15 protein-coding genes are annotated in these 14,197 nt (G+C 67.2%); 8 read left to right on the forward strand and 7 right to left on the reverse strand.

Features of this window, described 5'->3' with window-relative positions; all coding sequences use genetic code 11:
- On the reverse strand, positions 1 to 1,065 hold the full coding sequence (locus DDV73_RS13440) for a hypothetical protein (protein ID WP_109507759.1): 1,065 nt from the start codon (positions 1,063 to 1,065) through the stop codon (positions 1 to 3).
- A 43-nt stretch (positions 1,066 to 1,108) separates the two neighbouring features.
- Between DDV73_RS13440 and DDV73_RS13445 the strand changes: the two genes are divergently transcribed.
- The 6 genes from DDV73_RS13445 (at position 1,109) to DDV73_RS13470 (ending at position 6,642) form a co-directional block, all read left to right on the forward strand.
- Positions 1,109 to 1,978, forward strand: a complete 870-nt coding sequence (locus DDV73_RS13445) for an NUDIX hydrolase (RefSeq protein WP_109507760.1) — start codon at positions 1,109 to 1,111, stop codon at positions 1,976 to 1,978.
- A 212-nt stretch (positions 1,979 to 2,190) separates the two neighbouring features.
- Entirely contained in the window at positions 2,191 to 3,150 is a 960-nt protein-coding gene (locus DDV73_RS13450; protein ID WP_109507761.1) for a PstS family phosphate ABC transporter substrate-binding protein, read from the forward strand.
- Between the two features lie 28 nt (positions 3,151 to 3,178).
- The gene (pstC, locus tag DDV73_RS13455) at positions 3,179 to 4,111 is read left to right on the forward strand and encodes a phosphate ABC transporter permease subunit PstC (protein WP_109507762.1); all 933 of its coding nucleotides are present in this window, start codon (positions 3,179 to 3,181) and stop codon (positions 4,109 to 4,111) included.
- Positions 4,111 to 5,019: a phosphate ABC transporter permease PstA gene (gene pstA, locus DDV73_RS13460; protein WP_109507763.1), complete on the forward strand. Its 909-nt coding sequence runs from the start codon at positions 4,111 to 4,113 to the stop codon at positions 5,017 to 5,019. The genes pstC and pstA overlap by 1 nt, the downstream gene beginning before the upstream one ends.
- Before the next feature lie 136 nt (positions 5,020 to 5,155).
- Positions 5,156 to 5,926, forward strand: a complete 771-nt coding sequence (gene pstB, locus DDV73_RS13465; RefSeq protein ID WP_206050864.1) for a phosphate ABC transporter ATP-binding protein PstB — start codon at positions 5,156 to 5,158, stop codon at positions 5,924 to 5,926.
- Between the two features lie 5 nt (positions 5,927 to 5,931).
- Positions 5,932 to 6,642 (forward strand): aquaporin, encoded by a 711-nt coding sequence (locus DDV73_RS13470; RefSeq protein ID WP_240617269.1) that lies wholly within the window; start codon positions 5,932 to 5,934, stop codon positions 6,640 to 6,642.
- Here DDV73_RS13470 and DDV73_RS13475 read toward each other — a convergent pair.
- Together DDV73_RS13475 and DDV73_RS13480 are read right to left on the reverse strand one after the other, a co-directional pair.
- Complete coding sequence (locus DDV73_RS13475; RefSeq protein WP_109507766.1) at positions 6,553 to 7,488, reverse strand: DMT family transporter; 936 nt, start codon at positions 7,486 to 7,488, stop codon at positions 6,553 to 6,555. The two genes, DDV73_RS13470 and DDV73_RS13475, sit on opposite strands and share 90 nt — an antisense overlap.
- A 181-nt stretch (positions 7,489 to 7,669) precedes the next feature.
- The gene (locus DDV73_RS13480; protein ID WP_109507767.1) at positions 7,670 to 8,029 is read right to left on the reverse strand and encodes an ArsR/SmtB family transcription factor; all 360 of its coding nucleotides are present in this window, start codon (positions 8,027 to 8,029) and stop codon (positions 7,670 to 7,672) included.
- A gap of 127 nt (positions 8,030 to 8,156) precedes the next feature.
- On the opposite strand from DDV73_RS13480, the gene DDV73_RS13485 reads away from it, so the two are divergent.
- The gene (locus DDV73_RS13485) at positions 8,157 to 8,651 is read left to right on the forward strand and encodes an ArsI/CadI family heavy metal resistance metalloenzyme (protein WP_109507768.1); all 495 of its coding nucleotides are present in this window, start codon (positions 8,157 to 8,159) and stop codon (positions 8,649 to 8,651) included.
- 1 nt (position 8,652) lies between these two features.
- Here DDV73_RS13485 and DDV73_RS13490 read toward each other — a convergent pair whose 3' ends face one another.
- Complete coding sequence (locus tag DDV73_RS13490) at positions 8,653 to 9,501, reverse strand: GntR family transcriptional regulator (protein ID WP_206050860.1); 849 nt, start codon at positions 9,499 to 9,501, stop codon at positions 8,653 to 8,655.
- A 211-nt stretch (positions 9,502 to 9,712) separates the two neighbouring features.
- On the opposite strand from DDV73_RS13490, the gene DDV73_RS13495 reads away from it, so the two are divergent.
- On the forward strand, positions 9,713 to 10,081 hold the full coding sequence (locus tag DDV73_RS13495) for a hypothetical protein (protein WP_109507769.1): 369 nt from the start codon (positions 9,713 to 9,715) through the stop codon (positions 10,079 to 10,081).
- 3 nt (positions 10,082 to 10,084) lie between these two features.
- Here DDV73_RS13495 and DDV73_RS13500 read toward each other — a convergent pair whose 3' ends face one another.
- From DDV73_RS13500 to DDV73_RS13510, 3 genes are all read right to left on the reverse strand, one after another.
- Positions 10,085 to 11,089, reverse strand: coding sequence for an inorganic phosphate transporter (locus tag DDV73_RS13500; protein ID WP_109507770.1), 1,005 nt, complete (start codon positions 11,087 to 11,089; stop codon positions 10,085 to 10,087).
- 165 nt (positions 11,090 to 11,254) lie between these two features.
- The gene (locus DDV73_RS13505) at positions 11,255 to 11,872 is read right to left on the reverse strand and encodes a DUF47 domain-containing protein (protein WP_109507771.1); all 618 of its coding nucleotides are present in this window, start codon (positions 11,870 to 11,872) and stop codon (positions 11,255 to 11,257) included.
- A gap of 118 nt (positions 11,873 to 11,990) precedes the next feature.
- Positions 11,991 to 14,183: an RNA degradosome polyphosphate kinase gene (locus tag DDV73_RS13510; protein WP_109507772.1), complete on the reverse strand. Its 2,193-nt coding sequence runs from the start codon at positions 14,181 to 14,183 to the stop codon at positions 11,991 to 11,993.
- Positions 14,184 to 14,197: the final 14 nt, after the last annotated feature.

Genomic DNA, 14,197 nt, shown 5'->3' on the forward strand with positions numbered 1-14,197 from the left:
TCAGCAGGTCGCGAACAGGACCGGGCCGTGGCTCAGGTCGGAGACGACGTACTCACCTTCGACCGGGTCGAGGGTGAGTACGACGTTGCGGCCGTCCTGCTCGGCGGACTCGACGGAGAACCGCTCGCTGAAGTCGCCGCCCTGTCCGGGTGCGGGGCCTTCGGCGAGGCGGCGGCGGGACTCGGTGTTCGCCTCGGCCTGGTCGTCGCCCTCGAAGCCGAGCACGGCACGGATCTCGCCGCCCGGCTGGCTGGCGAGCAGGAAGCCGGTGAGTGGGTTCACGTCGCCGGCGTCGGCGACGAGGTCCTCGGCGATTCGCTGGTCCTCGCTGTCGGCCTGTGACATCGCCAGCGCCTGGCAGGCGTGCTCGCCCTGCATGAGTACGCCGCTCACGGCGTCGCCGGCCGCGGCCGCGACACTGGCGACGTCGTCGACGCTCTCCAGGCTGTCGTGGTCGCCCTTCGCGGTCTCGAGCGCGGTCTCCAGGTAGGTGCTCTCGTCGGAGGTCAGCACCATCCGCTCGTCGGCGAGCAGGGCGACGTACTGGAACTCAGGGTTGAGGCTGGGGTCGATCTTGGGCATCAGGTCGATGCCGCCCTGCCAGACGCCGTCCTCCTCCGCAGGATCGGTGTAGCCCAAGGCGACCAGGTTCTTCGCGAGTTCGTCGAAGTCGGCGTCGTCGGCCAGCCGGAGCGCCACCACGGCGCCCTCGTCGGACTGTCCCAACGCCTCCCACTCGACCGACGCCGGGGAGAAGCCGAACTTCTCGTGCAGCGCCAGCGCCGACTGGACCATCGCCGAGCCTGAGGTGAGGTCCGGCTCGAAGCCGTCGTCGACGAGCTTCTGGGCGTCCTCGCCGGGCGAGTCGGCGTCCACGTCGGCGCCCAGCTCGTCGCGGACGCCGTGCCAGTCGGTCCAGGCCACGCGCATGGTTTCGCCCGGCAGGAACTCCAGCGCGCGCTCCAGGTCGGTGCGATCCTGGCGCTGCCAGACGACCACGCCGATCGCGACGGCCGCCACAAGTGCGAGTACGACGCCGACGATCGTCAGACGACGTTTGCGCACAGTTGACTCCTCAAGTACTCCGACCTGATGTGAGACTAACGGCATGCCGGAGCTGAAGCAGCCGCCCGACGTGGTGGCCGCGGGTGCCGTCGTCACCCGTCGCGGCAAGCAGGTGCTCCTCGTGCACCGGCCCAAGTACGACGACTGGTCGTTCCCCAAGGGCAAGGTCGAGCGCGGCGAGCATGTCACCGCCGCGGCCGTGCGCGAGGTGGCCGAGGAGACCGGCATCGACATTCGGCTCGGCCCGCCGCTGCGGGTCCAGCGCTACTCCACCGGCGCCCGGATGAAGACCGTCCACTACTGGGTCGCCCGGGCGGTCGGCGAGGACGACGTCAGCCGCTACCTGCCCAACCACGAGATCGACCAGGTGGTGTGGGCGCCGTACGACGACGCGATGCAGCTGCTGTCCTACCCGTACGACCGGGAGACGCTGCGCGAGTCGCTCACGGTGCGCAAGAAGACCCGGGCGCTCGTCGTACTCCGGCACGGAGAGGCGCGGTCGCGCCGGGCCTGGCGCGGCGACGATCGGCAGCGGCCGCTGCTCAGGGTGGGCACACTCCAGGCGGAGCGGGTGGTGCCGGTGCTGGCGGCGTACGACGTGTCGCTGCTGATCTCGTCGAGCAGCACCCGCTGCGTCGACACCCTGCAGCCGTACGCCGACGTCACCGGCCGCGAACTGCAGACCTATCGCTGGCTCAGCGAGGAGGAGCGGACCGACACCGACGTGGCCCGGCTGGTCGACGAGCTCCTGGACGCCGAGGACAGCGCTGTCGTCTGCACCCATCGGCCCGTCCTGCCGACGCTCTTCGATGCGCTGGGCGTCGACGACGTGCGCCTGGATCCGGGCGGCCTGTTCGTTGTACACCACCGCAAGGACCGGGTCGTCGCGACCGAGCGGCACCAGATCCGCTGATCCAAGCGCGACATGAGGGGACAAAAGGGGACATCCGGCCGCGAGTCAAGCCCCAACCGGGCCTGTTCATGTGATGTCCGCCTCGTGGCTCCCTGTAAGTGATCATTCGGCTCCACAGCGTTCACGTCGCGTTCACCACCGACCACGGGTCCGGACACCTGCCGTCCTTAGCGTGCCAGGGTCAGCCTTATCAAGACATCAGGAGTTCCGAAGTGAATCGCACTTCTTTCCGCCGGGCGCTCGTCCCGACCGTGGCCGCCCTGGCCCTCGCCCTGACCGCGTGTGGCGGCAACGACGGCGAGGGCTCAGATGGCGAGCAGATCAGCGGCAATGTCGTCGTTGACGGTTCGTCGACTGTCGAGCCGATGAGCAAGGCGGCCTCCGAGCTGCTGTCCGAGGAGCAGGGCAAGATCAAGGTTGCCGTGGGTGCAGCCGGTACCGGTGGCGGGTTCGAGAAGTTCTGCGCCGACAAGACCGACATCTCCGACGCCTCGCGCCCGATCAAGGAGGACGAGGAGGTGCCGGTGTGCCAGGAGGCCGGCATCGAGTACACCGAGCTGCTCGTCGCGACCGACGCGCTGACGATCGCGGTCCACCCCGACCTGGACATCGACTGCCTGAAGGTCGACCAGATCAGCAAGCTGTTCATCAAGGGCTCGAAGGTCAAGAACTGGAACGAGATCGACCCGAGCTTCCCGGACCAGGAGGTCTCCTTCTTCTTCCCGGGCACCGACTCCGGCACCTACGACTACATGGCTGCCGACGTGTTCGAGAACGAGTCCGAGGAGCTTCGCTCGGACGTGCAGGCCTCCGAGGACGACAACGTCCTGGTCCAGGGCGTCTCCGGCACCGAGGGTGCAGTCGGCTTCTTCGGCTTCACCTACTACGAGCAGAATTCCGACAAGCTGAAGGCGCTGCAGGTCGAGAACCCGGAGACCGGCGAGTGCGTCGCGCCGTCGGTGGAGACGGCTCAGGACGGCTCGTACAGCCCGCTGGCTCGCCCGCTGTTCATCTACGTCAACAACAAGAAGTACAACGACAACAAGGCTGTCGCCGCGTACGTCGACTTCTACATCGAGCACCTCGAGCAGATCGCGACCGCCGCGAAGTTCATTCCCCTCAACGAGGAGGACTACGGCACGACGCAGGCCGCGCTCGAGGGCATCGCCTAATCAGGCGATCAGACGCAGACTGTCAGCCATGAGTGCAGACAAGACGGCAGGCCCGCCCTCCGGGGCGGGCCTGCCCGCCGTCAACCTTGCCGCCAAGAGCCGACCCGGTGAGGCGGTCGTCAAGGCACTGCTGCTGACGGCTGCCGTCCTCTCGGTCGCGATCACCTTCGGGATCGTCATCGCGCTGCTCGCGCCCACCCTGGACTTCTTCCGTGAGGTTCCGTTCGGGGAGTTCTTCAGCGCTGACGACCAGAAGGAGTTCGCGGTCCTTCCGCTGGTCATGGGCACGCTGGTGACCACTGTTATCGCACTCGCCGTCGCGGTGCCGATCGGGTTGGGTGCGGCGATGTACCTCTCCGAATACGCCTCACCTCGAGCACGGAAGATCCTCAAGCCCACCGTGGAGCTGCTGGCGGGAGTGCCGTCGGTCGTCTACGGCTTCTTCGCCGTCTACTTTGTCTCCGAGATCTTCTTCCAGAAGTGGTTCAACTGGCAGTCGCTCGGATTGCTCAATGCGCTGTCGGCCGGGCTCATCCTCGGCGTCATGGTGATCCCGACGATCGCCTCGCTCGCTGAGGACGCGCTCAGCGCCGTACCGCAGGCGATGCGGCAGGGCTCGCTGGCGATGGGTGCCAACCGGATGCAGACCACGCTCCGCGTGGTGCTGCCGGCGGCACTCTCCGGAGTGATGGCGGCGATCGTGCTGGGGATGTCCCGCGCGATCGGCGAAACCATGATCGTGACCATCGCCGCCGGCACCCTCAAGAACCTGTCCTTCAACCCGACCGAGTCGATGCAGACGATGACTTCGTTCATGGCGATCAAGGCCGGCGGTGAGGACCCGGTCGGTACGCCGGGCTACAACATGTTGTTCGCTGTCGGCATGCTGCTGTTCGTGATCACCCTCGTGGTCAACTTCATCAGCATCTCGATCGTCCGTCGCTACAGGCAGGCCTACTGATGAGCGCCGCAACCGTCGCCGCCCGCGAGACCACGGCCCACACGATCGCGACCGGCAAGAGCAGGGACCGGACGCCCGGTTCGCTGATCTTCCTGATCGCTCTGTGGCTCAGCCTCTTCTTCGGCATCGCCGTCCTGACGGTCCTCCTGGTCGACACCGCCATCAAGGGCCTGCCGCGGATGGACGGCAACCTGCTGACCGAGTACGACTCGACGCTGTTTCCGGAGAAGCACGGCTTCCGCGCCGGCATCCTGGGCAGCATCTGGCTGATGCTCGGGACTGCATTGTTCACCGTCCCGCTTGGCATCGCCGCCGCGACCTACCTCGAGGAGTTCGCGGACAACAAGAAGTGGTACAACCGGATCATCGAGATCAACATCCAGAACCTCGCCGCCGTGCCGGCCATCGTGTACGGCATCCTCGCGCTCGGCGTCATGGGACTGTTCGGTCTGGCAGATGGCCTCGTCATCGGCGGCATCCTCGCGCTGTCGCTGCTGACACTGCCGATCATCATCATCACAACGCGAGAAGCGCTTCGCGCGGTCCCGAGTGAGATCCGGCAGGGTTCTCTCGCCTTGGGTGCGACGGTATGGCAGACCACCTGGCGCAACAGCCTGCCGTCCGCCGTTCCCGGCATCGCCACGGGCACGATCCTTGGCCTTTCGAGGGCGATCGGCGAAGCGGCCCCGTTGGTCATGGTCGGGATCTTCGTCTCAGTCCGCTTCGACCCCGCCTCACTGACTGACATGGCTAGTGCGCTGCCGATTCAGATCTACGGTCTAGCGTCGAACTCGCAAGAGGCGTATCAGCAAGCTGCCAACGCGGCCATCATCGTCTTGCTCCTGATGGTGCTTGGTCTCAACGCTCTGGCCATCTTCATCCGCAACAAGTTCCAGCGATCCTGGTAAAGGACCACACATGCCGAACCCACCTGCCACCGTCACGATCCGCAAGGGCGGCGACGACGACGGCCACGTCGGATCACTCGCCCAGGTCCACCAGGAGGCCGAGCGCGAGCTTCCCGACCTGCCGCCTAACCCGGTGATGGAAGCCATCGACCTCAACGTCTTCTACGGCGACTTCCACGCCGTGCATGACGTCAAGCTGTCGTTCGGCAAGAACGAGATCACCGCCCTGATCGGTCCGTCGGGCTGCGGCAAGTCGACCGTGCTGCGCTGCCTGAACCGGATGAACGACCTGGTGGCGGGTGCCCGGGTCGAGGGCCAGGTGACCTACCACGGCCAGGACATCTACGCCCGTGGCGTGGACCCGATCATGGTCCGCACCCACATCGGCATGGTCTTCCAGAAGCCGAACCCGTTCCCGAAGTCGATCTACGACAACATCGCCTACGGCCCGAGGGTCACGGGGATGAAGGTCGACAAGATGGACGACGTCGTCGAGGAGGCCCTGCGTGGCGCGGCGCTGTGGGACGAGGTCAAGGACAAGCTCAAGCAGTCGGCGTACGGTCTCTCCGGCGGCCAGCAGCAGCGTCTGTGCATCGCCCGCACGATCGCGACCAAGCCCGACGTGATCCTGATGGACGAGCCGTGCTCCGCGCTCGACCCGATCGCCACCTCGCGCATCGAGGACCTGATGCTGGAGCTGCGCGAGCAGTACACGATCATCATCGTCACCCACAACATGCAGCAGGCCGCTCGCGTCTCCGACCGGACCGCATTCTTCACCGCGAAGCCCGACGAGACCACCGGCAACCGCACCGGCCTGTTGGTCGAGTACAACCTGACCAACAAGCTGTTCTCGAACCCCAACGACAAGCGGACCGAGGACTACATCTCGGGTCGTTTCGGCTGAGCAACGTGCTTGCGCTGGACTCCGCGGTCGCCCGTCGGGCGACCGCGGAGCTCGTTGGTACGGCGTTCCTCGTGGCCACGGTGGTGGGCTCGGGGATCATGGCGACCGAGTTGACCGACGACGTCGGTCTGCAGCTGTTGGCCAACAGCCTCGCGACCGGCGCCGTACTGGTGGCGCTGATCCTGGCCCTGCAGCCGGTCTCGGCGGCGTTCAACCCGGTGGTGACGCTGGCGGAGCTGGTCACCGGTCCGGTGACCAGGACAGCCGCACTGGCCGCGAGCGTGCTGGTCGCCGCGCAGGTTGCCGGCGGCATCGTGGGCGCGGTGGTGGCGAACTTGATGTTCGACCTCCACGCCGTCACCTGGTCGACGACCGACCGCAGCGGCTCGCATCTCTGGCTCGGCGAGGTGGTGGCGACGCTGGGCCTGGTGCTCGTCGTCCTCATGATGAGCCGGAGCGGACGCGGCGACTCCATCGCGTACGCCGTCGGCGGCTACATCACCGCGGCGTACTGGTTCACCAGCTCGACCAGCTTCGCCAACCCGGCGGTGACCGTCGCGCGGATGTTCTCCGACACGTTCGCCGGGATCGAACCCGGATCGGTGTCGATGTTCGTGCTGATGCAGCTAGTCGGAGCGGCGCTGGCCGTGATCGTCGCGCGTGCGCTGTCCGATCGCGATCGCGATGGTGGCAGCCACGATCACGACCGCGCCTAGCCACTGCCGCGCCTCCAGCCGCTCGCCGACCAAGTAGCCGGCCGCGACACCAAAGACAGGGATGAGTGGCAGGAACGCGGCCGCGTAGGACGCTGAGACGTGGCGAAGGCCCGACACGTAGAACCAGAAGCCCATCCCGTAGTAGAGGATCCCGGAAGCGGCGGCACCGAGCCATTCGCCGGCGGTGAGCCCGCCGATGTCCCAACCTGGGCCGCCCGCTATCTCAATGACGGTCGCCAGGACGACAGCGAAGATCAGGGCCGCGGTCTGCTGGGCGAGCACCACGCTGAGCGACGAGTCGTCCAGCATGAGGCGTCGGGTGAGCACCGTGTACAGGGCGCAGAACCCGATCGACACCACGGTGAGCGTGACGCCGACGGTATTGCCGGCGGTGCCGGGCTGGTACACAACGAGAAGCACCCCGACGATGGCGACGCCGATCAAGATCGCAAGCTCGACCGGGATGCGCTCGCGGAGCACGAGCATGGCGAGCAACAGGATCGCGGCCGGCTCGAGTGCCCACAGCAGGACGGACATGCTCGCGGTGATCGTGGTCAGCCCGATGAGGGCCAACGCATAGGCGATTCCGGGATTGAGGATCCCGAGAGCCGCGAGCCGACGCCCCTGTGGTGTCCAGCCGAAAGTCTCGTGGCGGGCCAGCGTGCTCAGGAACAGCAGCGCACAGCTCGCGGCCAGCTGCATGGGGAGGAGAGTCAGAGGTACGACGTCATCGACGACCTGCTTGGTCACGACGGTGCCTAGTCCCCAGCAGGCAGCGGCAGCGATCAGCGCAGCGATCGAGGTCCACGCCGTAAAGGCGCGACCGAGTGAGGTGTGATGGTGCATGGCAACTCCGAGGGAAGACGAGAGGAGCAGAGCTGAGTGCTGGCGCGTACGTTGCGCCGGCGACGTCAGCTCGTCGCGTCTTCGCAGTCGCAGCAGTCGTAGGCCGGCACCCGGCACGGCTTCGCCGGCCGACGCGAGGAGACGTGCAGTGCCATGCCCGCCACGCTACCCCTGATGGTGGCTACCTGGTTACGAGTGCAGCGCGTAGCGCTTCGAGAGCCGACGGCGCCACCGAGTACCACATGTTGCGGCCACGCTTCTCGCTCGTGACCAGGCCAGCCTTGCTGAGCACTTTGAGATGGTGGCTGACCGTGCCTTGAGACCTGTTGACCGGCGCGGTGAGGTCGCAGACACAGATGGCGCCGCCCTCCGCGTTGGCCAACAGCGACACCAGCCGCAGCCGCACCGGGTCGCCCAAGGCCGCGAAGCGCTCCGAGAGGATCTGTGCTTCCGGCTCGGGTAGCAAGGTCGTCACCAGCGGCGTGCAGCACGGAGTCGCCTGATCCGACGGGCTTAGTACCGGTAGCTCCTTGACCCCCACGAGGTCTCCTTCTCTCGATGTTCAGAACCCATCTTGCCTGATCCATTGACTTCCATCAATGGATCGGTACGATTTCAATCCATCGACAACCGTCGATAGATCGCTCGCTCTCATCAGGAGGCCTCGTATGTCCCGCATCCAGCTCGCACTCAACGTTGACGACATCGACACCGCGGTCGAGTTCTACTCGACGCTGTTCGACACCGAGCCGGCCAAGCGCCGCCCCGGGTACGCCAACTTCGCGGTGGAGAACCCGCCGGTGAAGCTCGTTCTGTTCGAGAACCCGACGGCCACTGGCACTCTCAACCACGTCGGAGTCGAGCGTGTCTCGATGGAGGAGGTCGAAGCCGAGGCCAACCGGCTCGAAGCCGCCGGGCTTTCGCTTGATGTCGAAGGCGACGTCGTGTGCTGCTACGCCCGCCAGGACAAGCATTGGGTCACCGGACCTGACGGTCAGCGGTGGGAGAACTACGTCGTGCTCGCTGACGCCCAGCCTGAGCTCGAGGGTAAGAGCAGCGCCGAGGTTGCAGCGGTCGATCGCGCCAACACCGGCTGCTGCGGGGGCGGGGCCAGTGCCGAGGTCGCCGAGTCGACGGCCGATTCCACCGCCGGGTGCTGCTGACTCACGTCGCAGCTGCAGCCTCTGCGGCGCTGAGAAGCCGGACGGCCTGCGCCTGCAGGGTCTCGCTGGAGGCGGAGTTGTCGATCACGACGTGGTCCTGTGGCGGTCGGAAGTCGAGGTCGAGCCCGGCGAGGTAGTCGTCCCAGGCGGCCAGCTTGGCGGCGTCTCGCGCGGAGCCGCGCCGACGGAGGTTGGTGCGCATGGTCGGGCCGTCGCAGCGGACCCAGACCAGCGTGGTGATGGCGCCGTGGCTGGCGAACTCGACCTTCGCCCGGTCCAGCCACGCCGGGTCCGCGAACTCCCGCAGGAAGGGCGCGGTGATCATCGCGCTGACGCCGCAGGCGACGTTCTCGAGCGCGGTCGCCATCAGCGCGTCGTACTCACTCGGCCGGATGACGGACAGGTAGGTGTCGGACTCGCGGTCGTGCGGCGGCAGGCCGCGGACCTCCAGAGCGGTCTCGACGACGGGCCTCGTGGTCGTGTCCTTGTCGATGATCGGCCAGCCGGTACGGCGGGCGAGGATGCGGCCCAGCTTCGTCTTGCCGCTGCCGGCGTACCCGCCGATCATGAACACCTGCGGAGCCGGGGGGGTCCGGACGTGGCTGGCGGGCCGGTCGCTGCGGACGGTACGGCGGGAGCGGGACTTGCTCTCGATGCGACCTTCGGCCGCGAGCACCTTCATCGCCTCGTTGACGGTGAACACGCTGACCCCCCACCGCTCCGCGAGCGCGCGGGTGGAGGGGAGGGACTCGCCGTCGCGAAGCACTCCGGTCTCGATCTCAGTCCGAAGACTGCGAACGATCTGCTCCTGTCGAGTGCCGATGCTCTCGACCTCCCACTGCTCACTCACCTAACAACCCTAACAGTTGTTCGCGACTGAACACTCACGAACTGCGACACGCCGACGAACAGACCTAACAGTTGCACCATCAATCAACCAGTTGTTAGATACATCATGTCCGGGCAAATCGGACATCTGACGAGTAGCAGAGGAACCTGATGAACAGCATGTTCGGAGCGCCGCAGCTGTCCGGCGCACCTGTCGTAGACGAGTCCCGTCGGTGATCACCGAACGCCCACTGGCGCTGGGCTACATCCGGGAAACGGTCCTGACGAGCGACACCGACGTGGCGGCTGCACGGCGGGCGCTGACGGAGTTCGCAGAGCGTGAGGGATACGCGCTGGGGACGGTCTACGTGGAGGGGGTCGAGCGGACCCCGGTCGCGTTCCAGGCGCTGGTGGCGAGCGTGATTCGCGAGGAGGCGGTAGCGGTGGCCGTGCCCGGCCCGCACCCGGTCGCGATGATCGGCGCGGCTTCAGCCATCCGCGGCGGGTGCGCCCTGGACGCCAGGGTGATGCCTCAGTACGGCGGCGCGAGCAGCCGCCCTGGCCGGCGAGCGATCAGGTACGGAGGCAAACACGCGGGCTAAGCCCTACGGGACGACCTCGATCAGCAGGTGCGAGATCCAGTAACAGACCGCGGCGGCCAGACCAGCGGCCGGGAAGGTCAGCACCCAGGCGGTCAGGATCGACCTGGCGACGCCCCACCGGACGGCTGAGAGGCGCTTGGTGGCGCCGACGCCCATCACCGCGGAGGTGATGGTGTGGGTGGTCGAGATCGGCGCCTCGTAGACGTACGCGGTGGTGTACAGCACCGACGCCGCGACCGACTCTGAGGCGAAGCCGCGCGCCGGGTCCAGGTGGATGATCCGGCGGCCGAGGGTGCGCATGATCCGCCACCCGCCGGAGTAGGTGCCCAGCGAGATCGCGGCCGCCGCGGAGAAGATGACCCAGATCGGCAGGCCGTCGCTCTCGGCGACGTACCCGCCGGTGAGCAGTGCCAGGAAGATCACGCCCATCGTCTTCTGCGCGTCCTGCAGGCCGTGGCCGAGCGCCATCGCGGCAGCCGAGACCGTCTGCGCGATCCGGAAGTTGCCGTTCGCCTTCCTCGGGTTGGCCCGCCGGCAGATCCACATGATCGCCAGCATCACCAGGAACGCCGCGGAGAAGGCGAACAGCGGCGAGAGCACCATCGGGATGACGACCTTCTTGAGTACGACGTCCCACGAGGCGCTCACACCGGCTGCGACCGCGGCTCCGACCAGGCCGCCGATCAGGGCGTGCGAGGACGACGACGGCAGGCCGTAGTACCAGGTGATCAGGTTCCAGGTGATCGCGCCGAGCAGCCCGGCCATCACGATCACCAGGCCATGGGTGCCATCGGGTGGCGAGATCGTGTCGCTGACCGTATGGGCGACCTTCTGGCCGAGGAAGGCGCCGATGAAGTTCATGACCGCTGCCATCACCAGCGCGACCCGCGGGGTCAGCGCACGGGTCGACACCGAGGTGGCGATCGCGTTGGCCGCGTCGTGGAAGCCGTTGGTGAAGTCGAAGACGAGGGCAACCACGACCACCGCGATGATGATCGCGAGTTCCACTAGTGCCCCGCCTGAGGAGTCGTGTGGTGGTTGGCGTGCTCGGGGTGCGTGCAGTGCAAGGCGCCGGAGCGAAGGCAGACTGGATCGTCCGTCGAGCGACGGTAACGCAGCGATGTGCGTGCCCGGAGTGCGCGAAGCGCTACAGGACTCGTCAGGCGGGGCACTCTAGGACTCCTTGACGGCGATCTGCTCGACGATGTTGGCCACCGTCTCGAACGCGTCGATCGCGCCCTCGAGCGCCTCGACGATGTCCTTCAGCTTGATCACTTCCAGGGTCTTGTAGGAACCCGAGAACAGGCTGGCCAGGATCCGCCGGTAGCTCTTGTCGCCGGCGTTCTCGAGACGGTTGATCTCGATCCAGTACTCCTCGAGATCCTTCATCGCGCGGAGCCGGGGCATGGCGGCGGCGGTGATCTCGGCGCACTGCTGCAGCACCTCCACCTGAGTGGAGAGCTCCTCGGGCAGCGTCTGGACCTCGTAGAGGAGGACGAGGTCGACCGCCTCGTCCATCATGTCCATCACGTCGTCGAGGCGGGACGCGAGGTTGTAGATGTCCTCGCGGTCCAGCGGCGTCACGAACGTGGAGTTGACCCGCCGCACGATCTCGTGGGTGGTCTCGTCGGCAGCGTGCTCGGCCTCGCGCATGCGGCGCGCGATGTCCTCGCGGTCGTTGCCGTTGCCCAGCATCTCGGCCAGCAGGCTGGCGCCGACGACGAGATGGTTCGCGGATTCGGTGAACAGGCCGTAGAACGCATTCTCGACCGGTCTGAAGCGGAGAGGCAAAGGAAACTCCTGGTAAGGAGATCATGAACGGCACACATGCTAGGCGCACCTGCGGGCGATCACGCAACCCGTCCCCAGTCCTACGACGCGCGTCACACCGGCCGTCGTCCGGGCAAGGTCAGGTGCGCCGCCGCCGCTGGCGCTCGATCAGGGTCTCCTGCAGGTGCACCGTGCCGCCGTTGCGGGACCAGGTGCCCTCGGCGTCGAGCAGCCAGGCGTCGGTGTCGGCGTCGAAGGCCAGATCGAGCAGCCCGGCCACGCTGGCGACCAGCTGCTCGCTGGGCAGCCGGACCAGCACCTCGACCCTGCGGTCGAGGTTGCGGTGCATCATGTCGGCCGAGCCGATCCAGGTCACCGGCTCGCCGCCGTTCTCGAACCCGAACACCCGGCTGTGCTCGAGGAACCGGCCCAGGATCGAGCGGACCTCGATCGTCTCCGACAGCCCGGGTACGCCGGGGCGCAGCGCGCAGATGCCGCGCACCAGCAGCTGCACCGGCACTCCCTCCTGGGAGGCGAGGTACAGCGCGTCGATGATCGCCTCGTCGACCACCGAGTTGGCCTTGATCCGGATCCGCGCCGGCCGGCCTGCCTGGTGGTGGCGGATCTCGGCGTGGATCGCATCGATCAGGCCGTCGCGGGCCGAGTCCGGCGCCACCAGCAGCTGGTCGTACGACGCGTTGCGGGAGTAGCCGCTCAGGTTGTTGAAGAGGTGGGCGATGTCCTCGCCGATCGCGTCGTTGTCGGTCAGCAGGCCGAAGTCCTCGTAGAGACGAGCGGTCTTCGGGTTGTAGTTGCCGGTGCCGACGTGGACGTACCGCTTGATCCCCTCCGGCTCGTCGCGCACCACCATCGCGAGCTTGCAGTGCGTCTTCAGCCCGAGCAGGCCGTAGACCACGTGGCAGCCGGCGTGCTCCAGCTTGCGCGCCCAGCGGATGTTGTTGGACTCGTCGAACCGCGCCTTGAGCTCGACCAGCACCAGCACCTGCTTGCCGGCCTCGGCGGCGTCGACCAGGGCGTCGATGATCGGTGAGTCGCCGGACGTGCGGTAGAGGGTCTGCTTGATCGCCAGCACGTGCGGGTCGGCCGCCGCCTGCTCGATGAACCGCTGGACCGACGTACTGAACGAGTCGAACGGATGGTGCAGGAGTACGTCGTGGCGCTGGGTCGCCTTGAACACGTCGACTGGCGAGGACGACTCCACCGGCGCCAGCAGCGGGTGAGTGGTCGGCACGAACGCGGGGTACTTCAGATCCTCGCGGGGCAGGTCGGCGATGTCGTGCAGGCCGCGCAGGTCGAGCGGGCCCTTCAGCCGGAACACCTCGTCATCGGAGACCCCGAGCTCGGAGACCAGCAGGTCCAGCACCCGCGGGTCGATCGACTCCTCGACCTCCAGCCGGACCGGCGGTCCGAAGCGGCGCCGCAGCAGCTCCTTCTCCAGCGCGGCGAGCAGGTTCTCGGCGTCGTCCTCCTCGACCTCGAGGTCCTCGTTGCGAGTGACCCGGAACAGGTGGACCTGCACCACCTCCATGCCGGGGAACAGCCGCTTGAGGTGCTCGCGGATGACGTCCTCCAGCGGCACGAACCGCTCGTTGCCAACCGGCACGAACCGGTGGAAGATCGGCGGCACCTTGACCCGGGCGAAGTGCTCCTTCTCGGTCTTCGGGTTGCGCACCAGCACCGCGAGGTTGAGCGACAGACCCGAGATGTAGGGGAACGGGTGGGCAGGGTCCACCGCGAGTGGCGTCAGCACCGGAAAGATCCGGTCCCGGAACAGCCGCTTGCACTGCTTCTGCTCCTCGCGCTCCAGGTCGTCCCACCGGACCAGCTGGATGCCGTGCTCGTCGAGCTCCGGCACGATCACATCGCGGAACAGGTCCGCCTGCCGCTGCGTCAGCTCGCGGGTCTTGGTGTGGATCTGGGCCAGCACCTCGCGCGGCATCATCCCGGACGCCGCGCGGACCGCCACCCCGGCCGCGATCCGGCGCTTGAGGCCGGCGACGCGGACCATAAAGAACTCGTCGAGGTTGCTGGTGAAGATCGCCAGGAAGCGGACCCGTTCGAGCAGCGGCAGCGACTCGTCCGCGGCCAGCTCCAGCACCCGCTGGTTGAAGCTCAGCCAGGAGAGCTCACGGTCGAGGAACCGGTCGGAGAACTTCTCGACGGCGGCGACCGCCTCCGCGCTCGGGACGTACGGCGGTTCGACGTCGAAGGTCGCGCCCTCCACGACGCCGAGGACGACGCCGTTGTCCTGCGGGCCTTCGTCGAGATCTCCGGCGAGATGGGCGGGCAGCTGGGTGGCGTCCTGGGACATGCGGCAAGTCTCGC

Source organism: Nocardioides speluncae (assembly GCF_003121585.1).
Taxonomy (GTDB): Bacteria; Actinomycetota; Actinomycetes; order Propionibacteriales; family Nocardioidaceae; genus Nocardioides; species Nocardioides speluncae.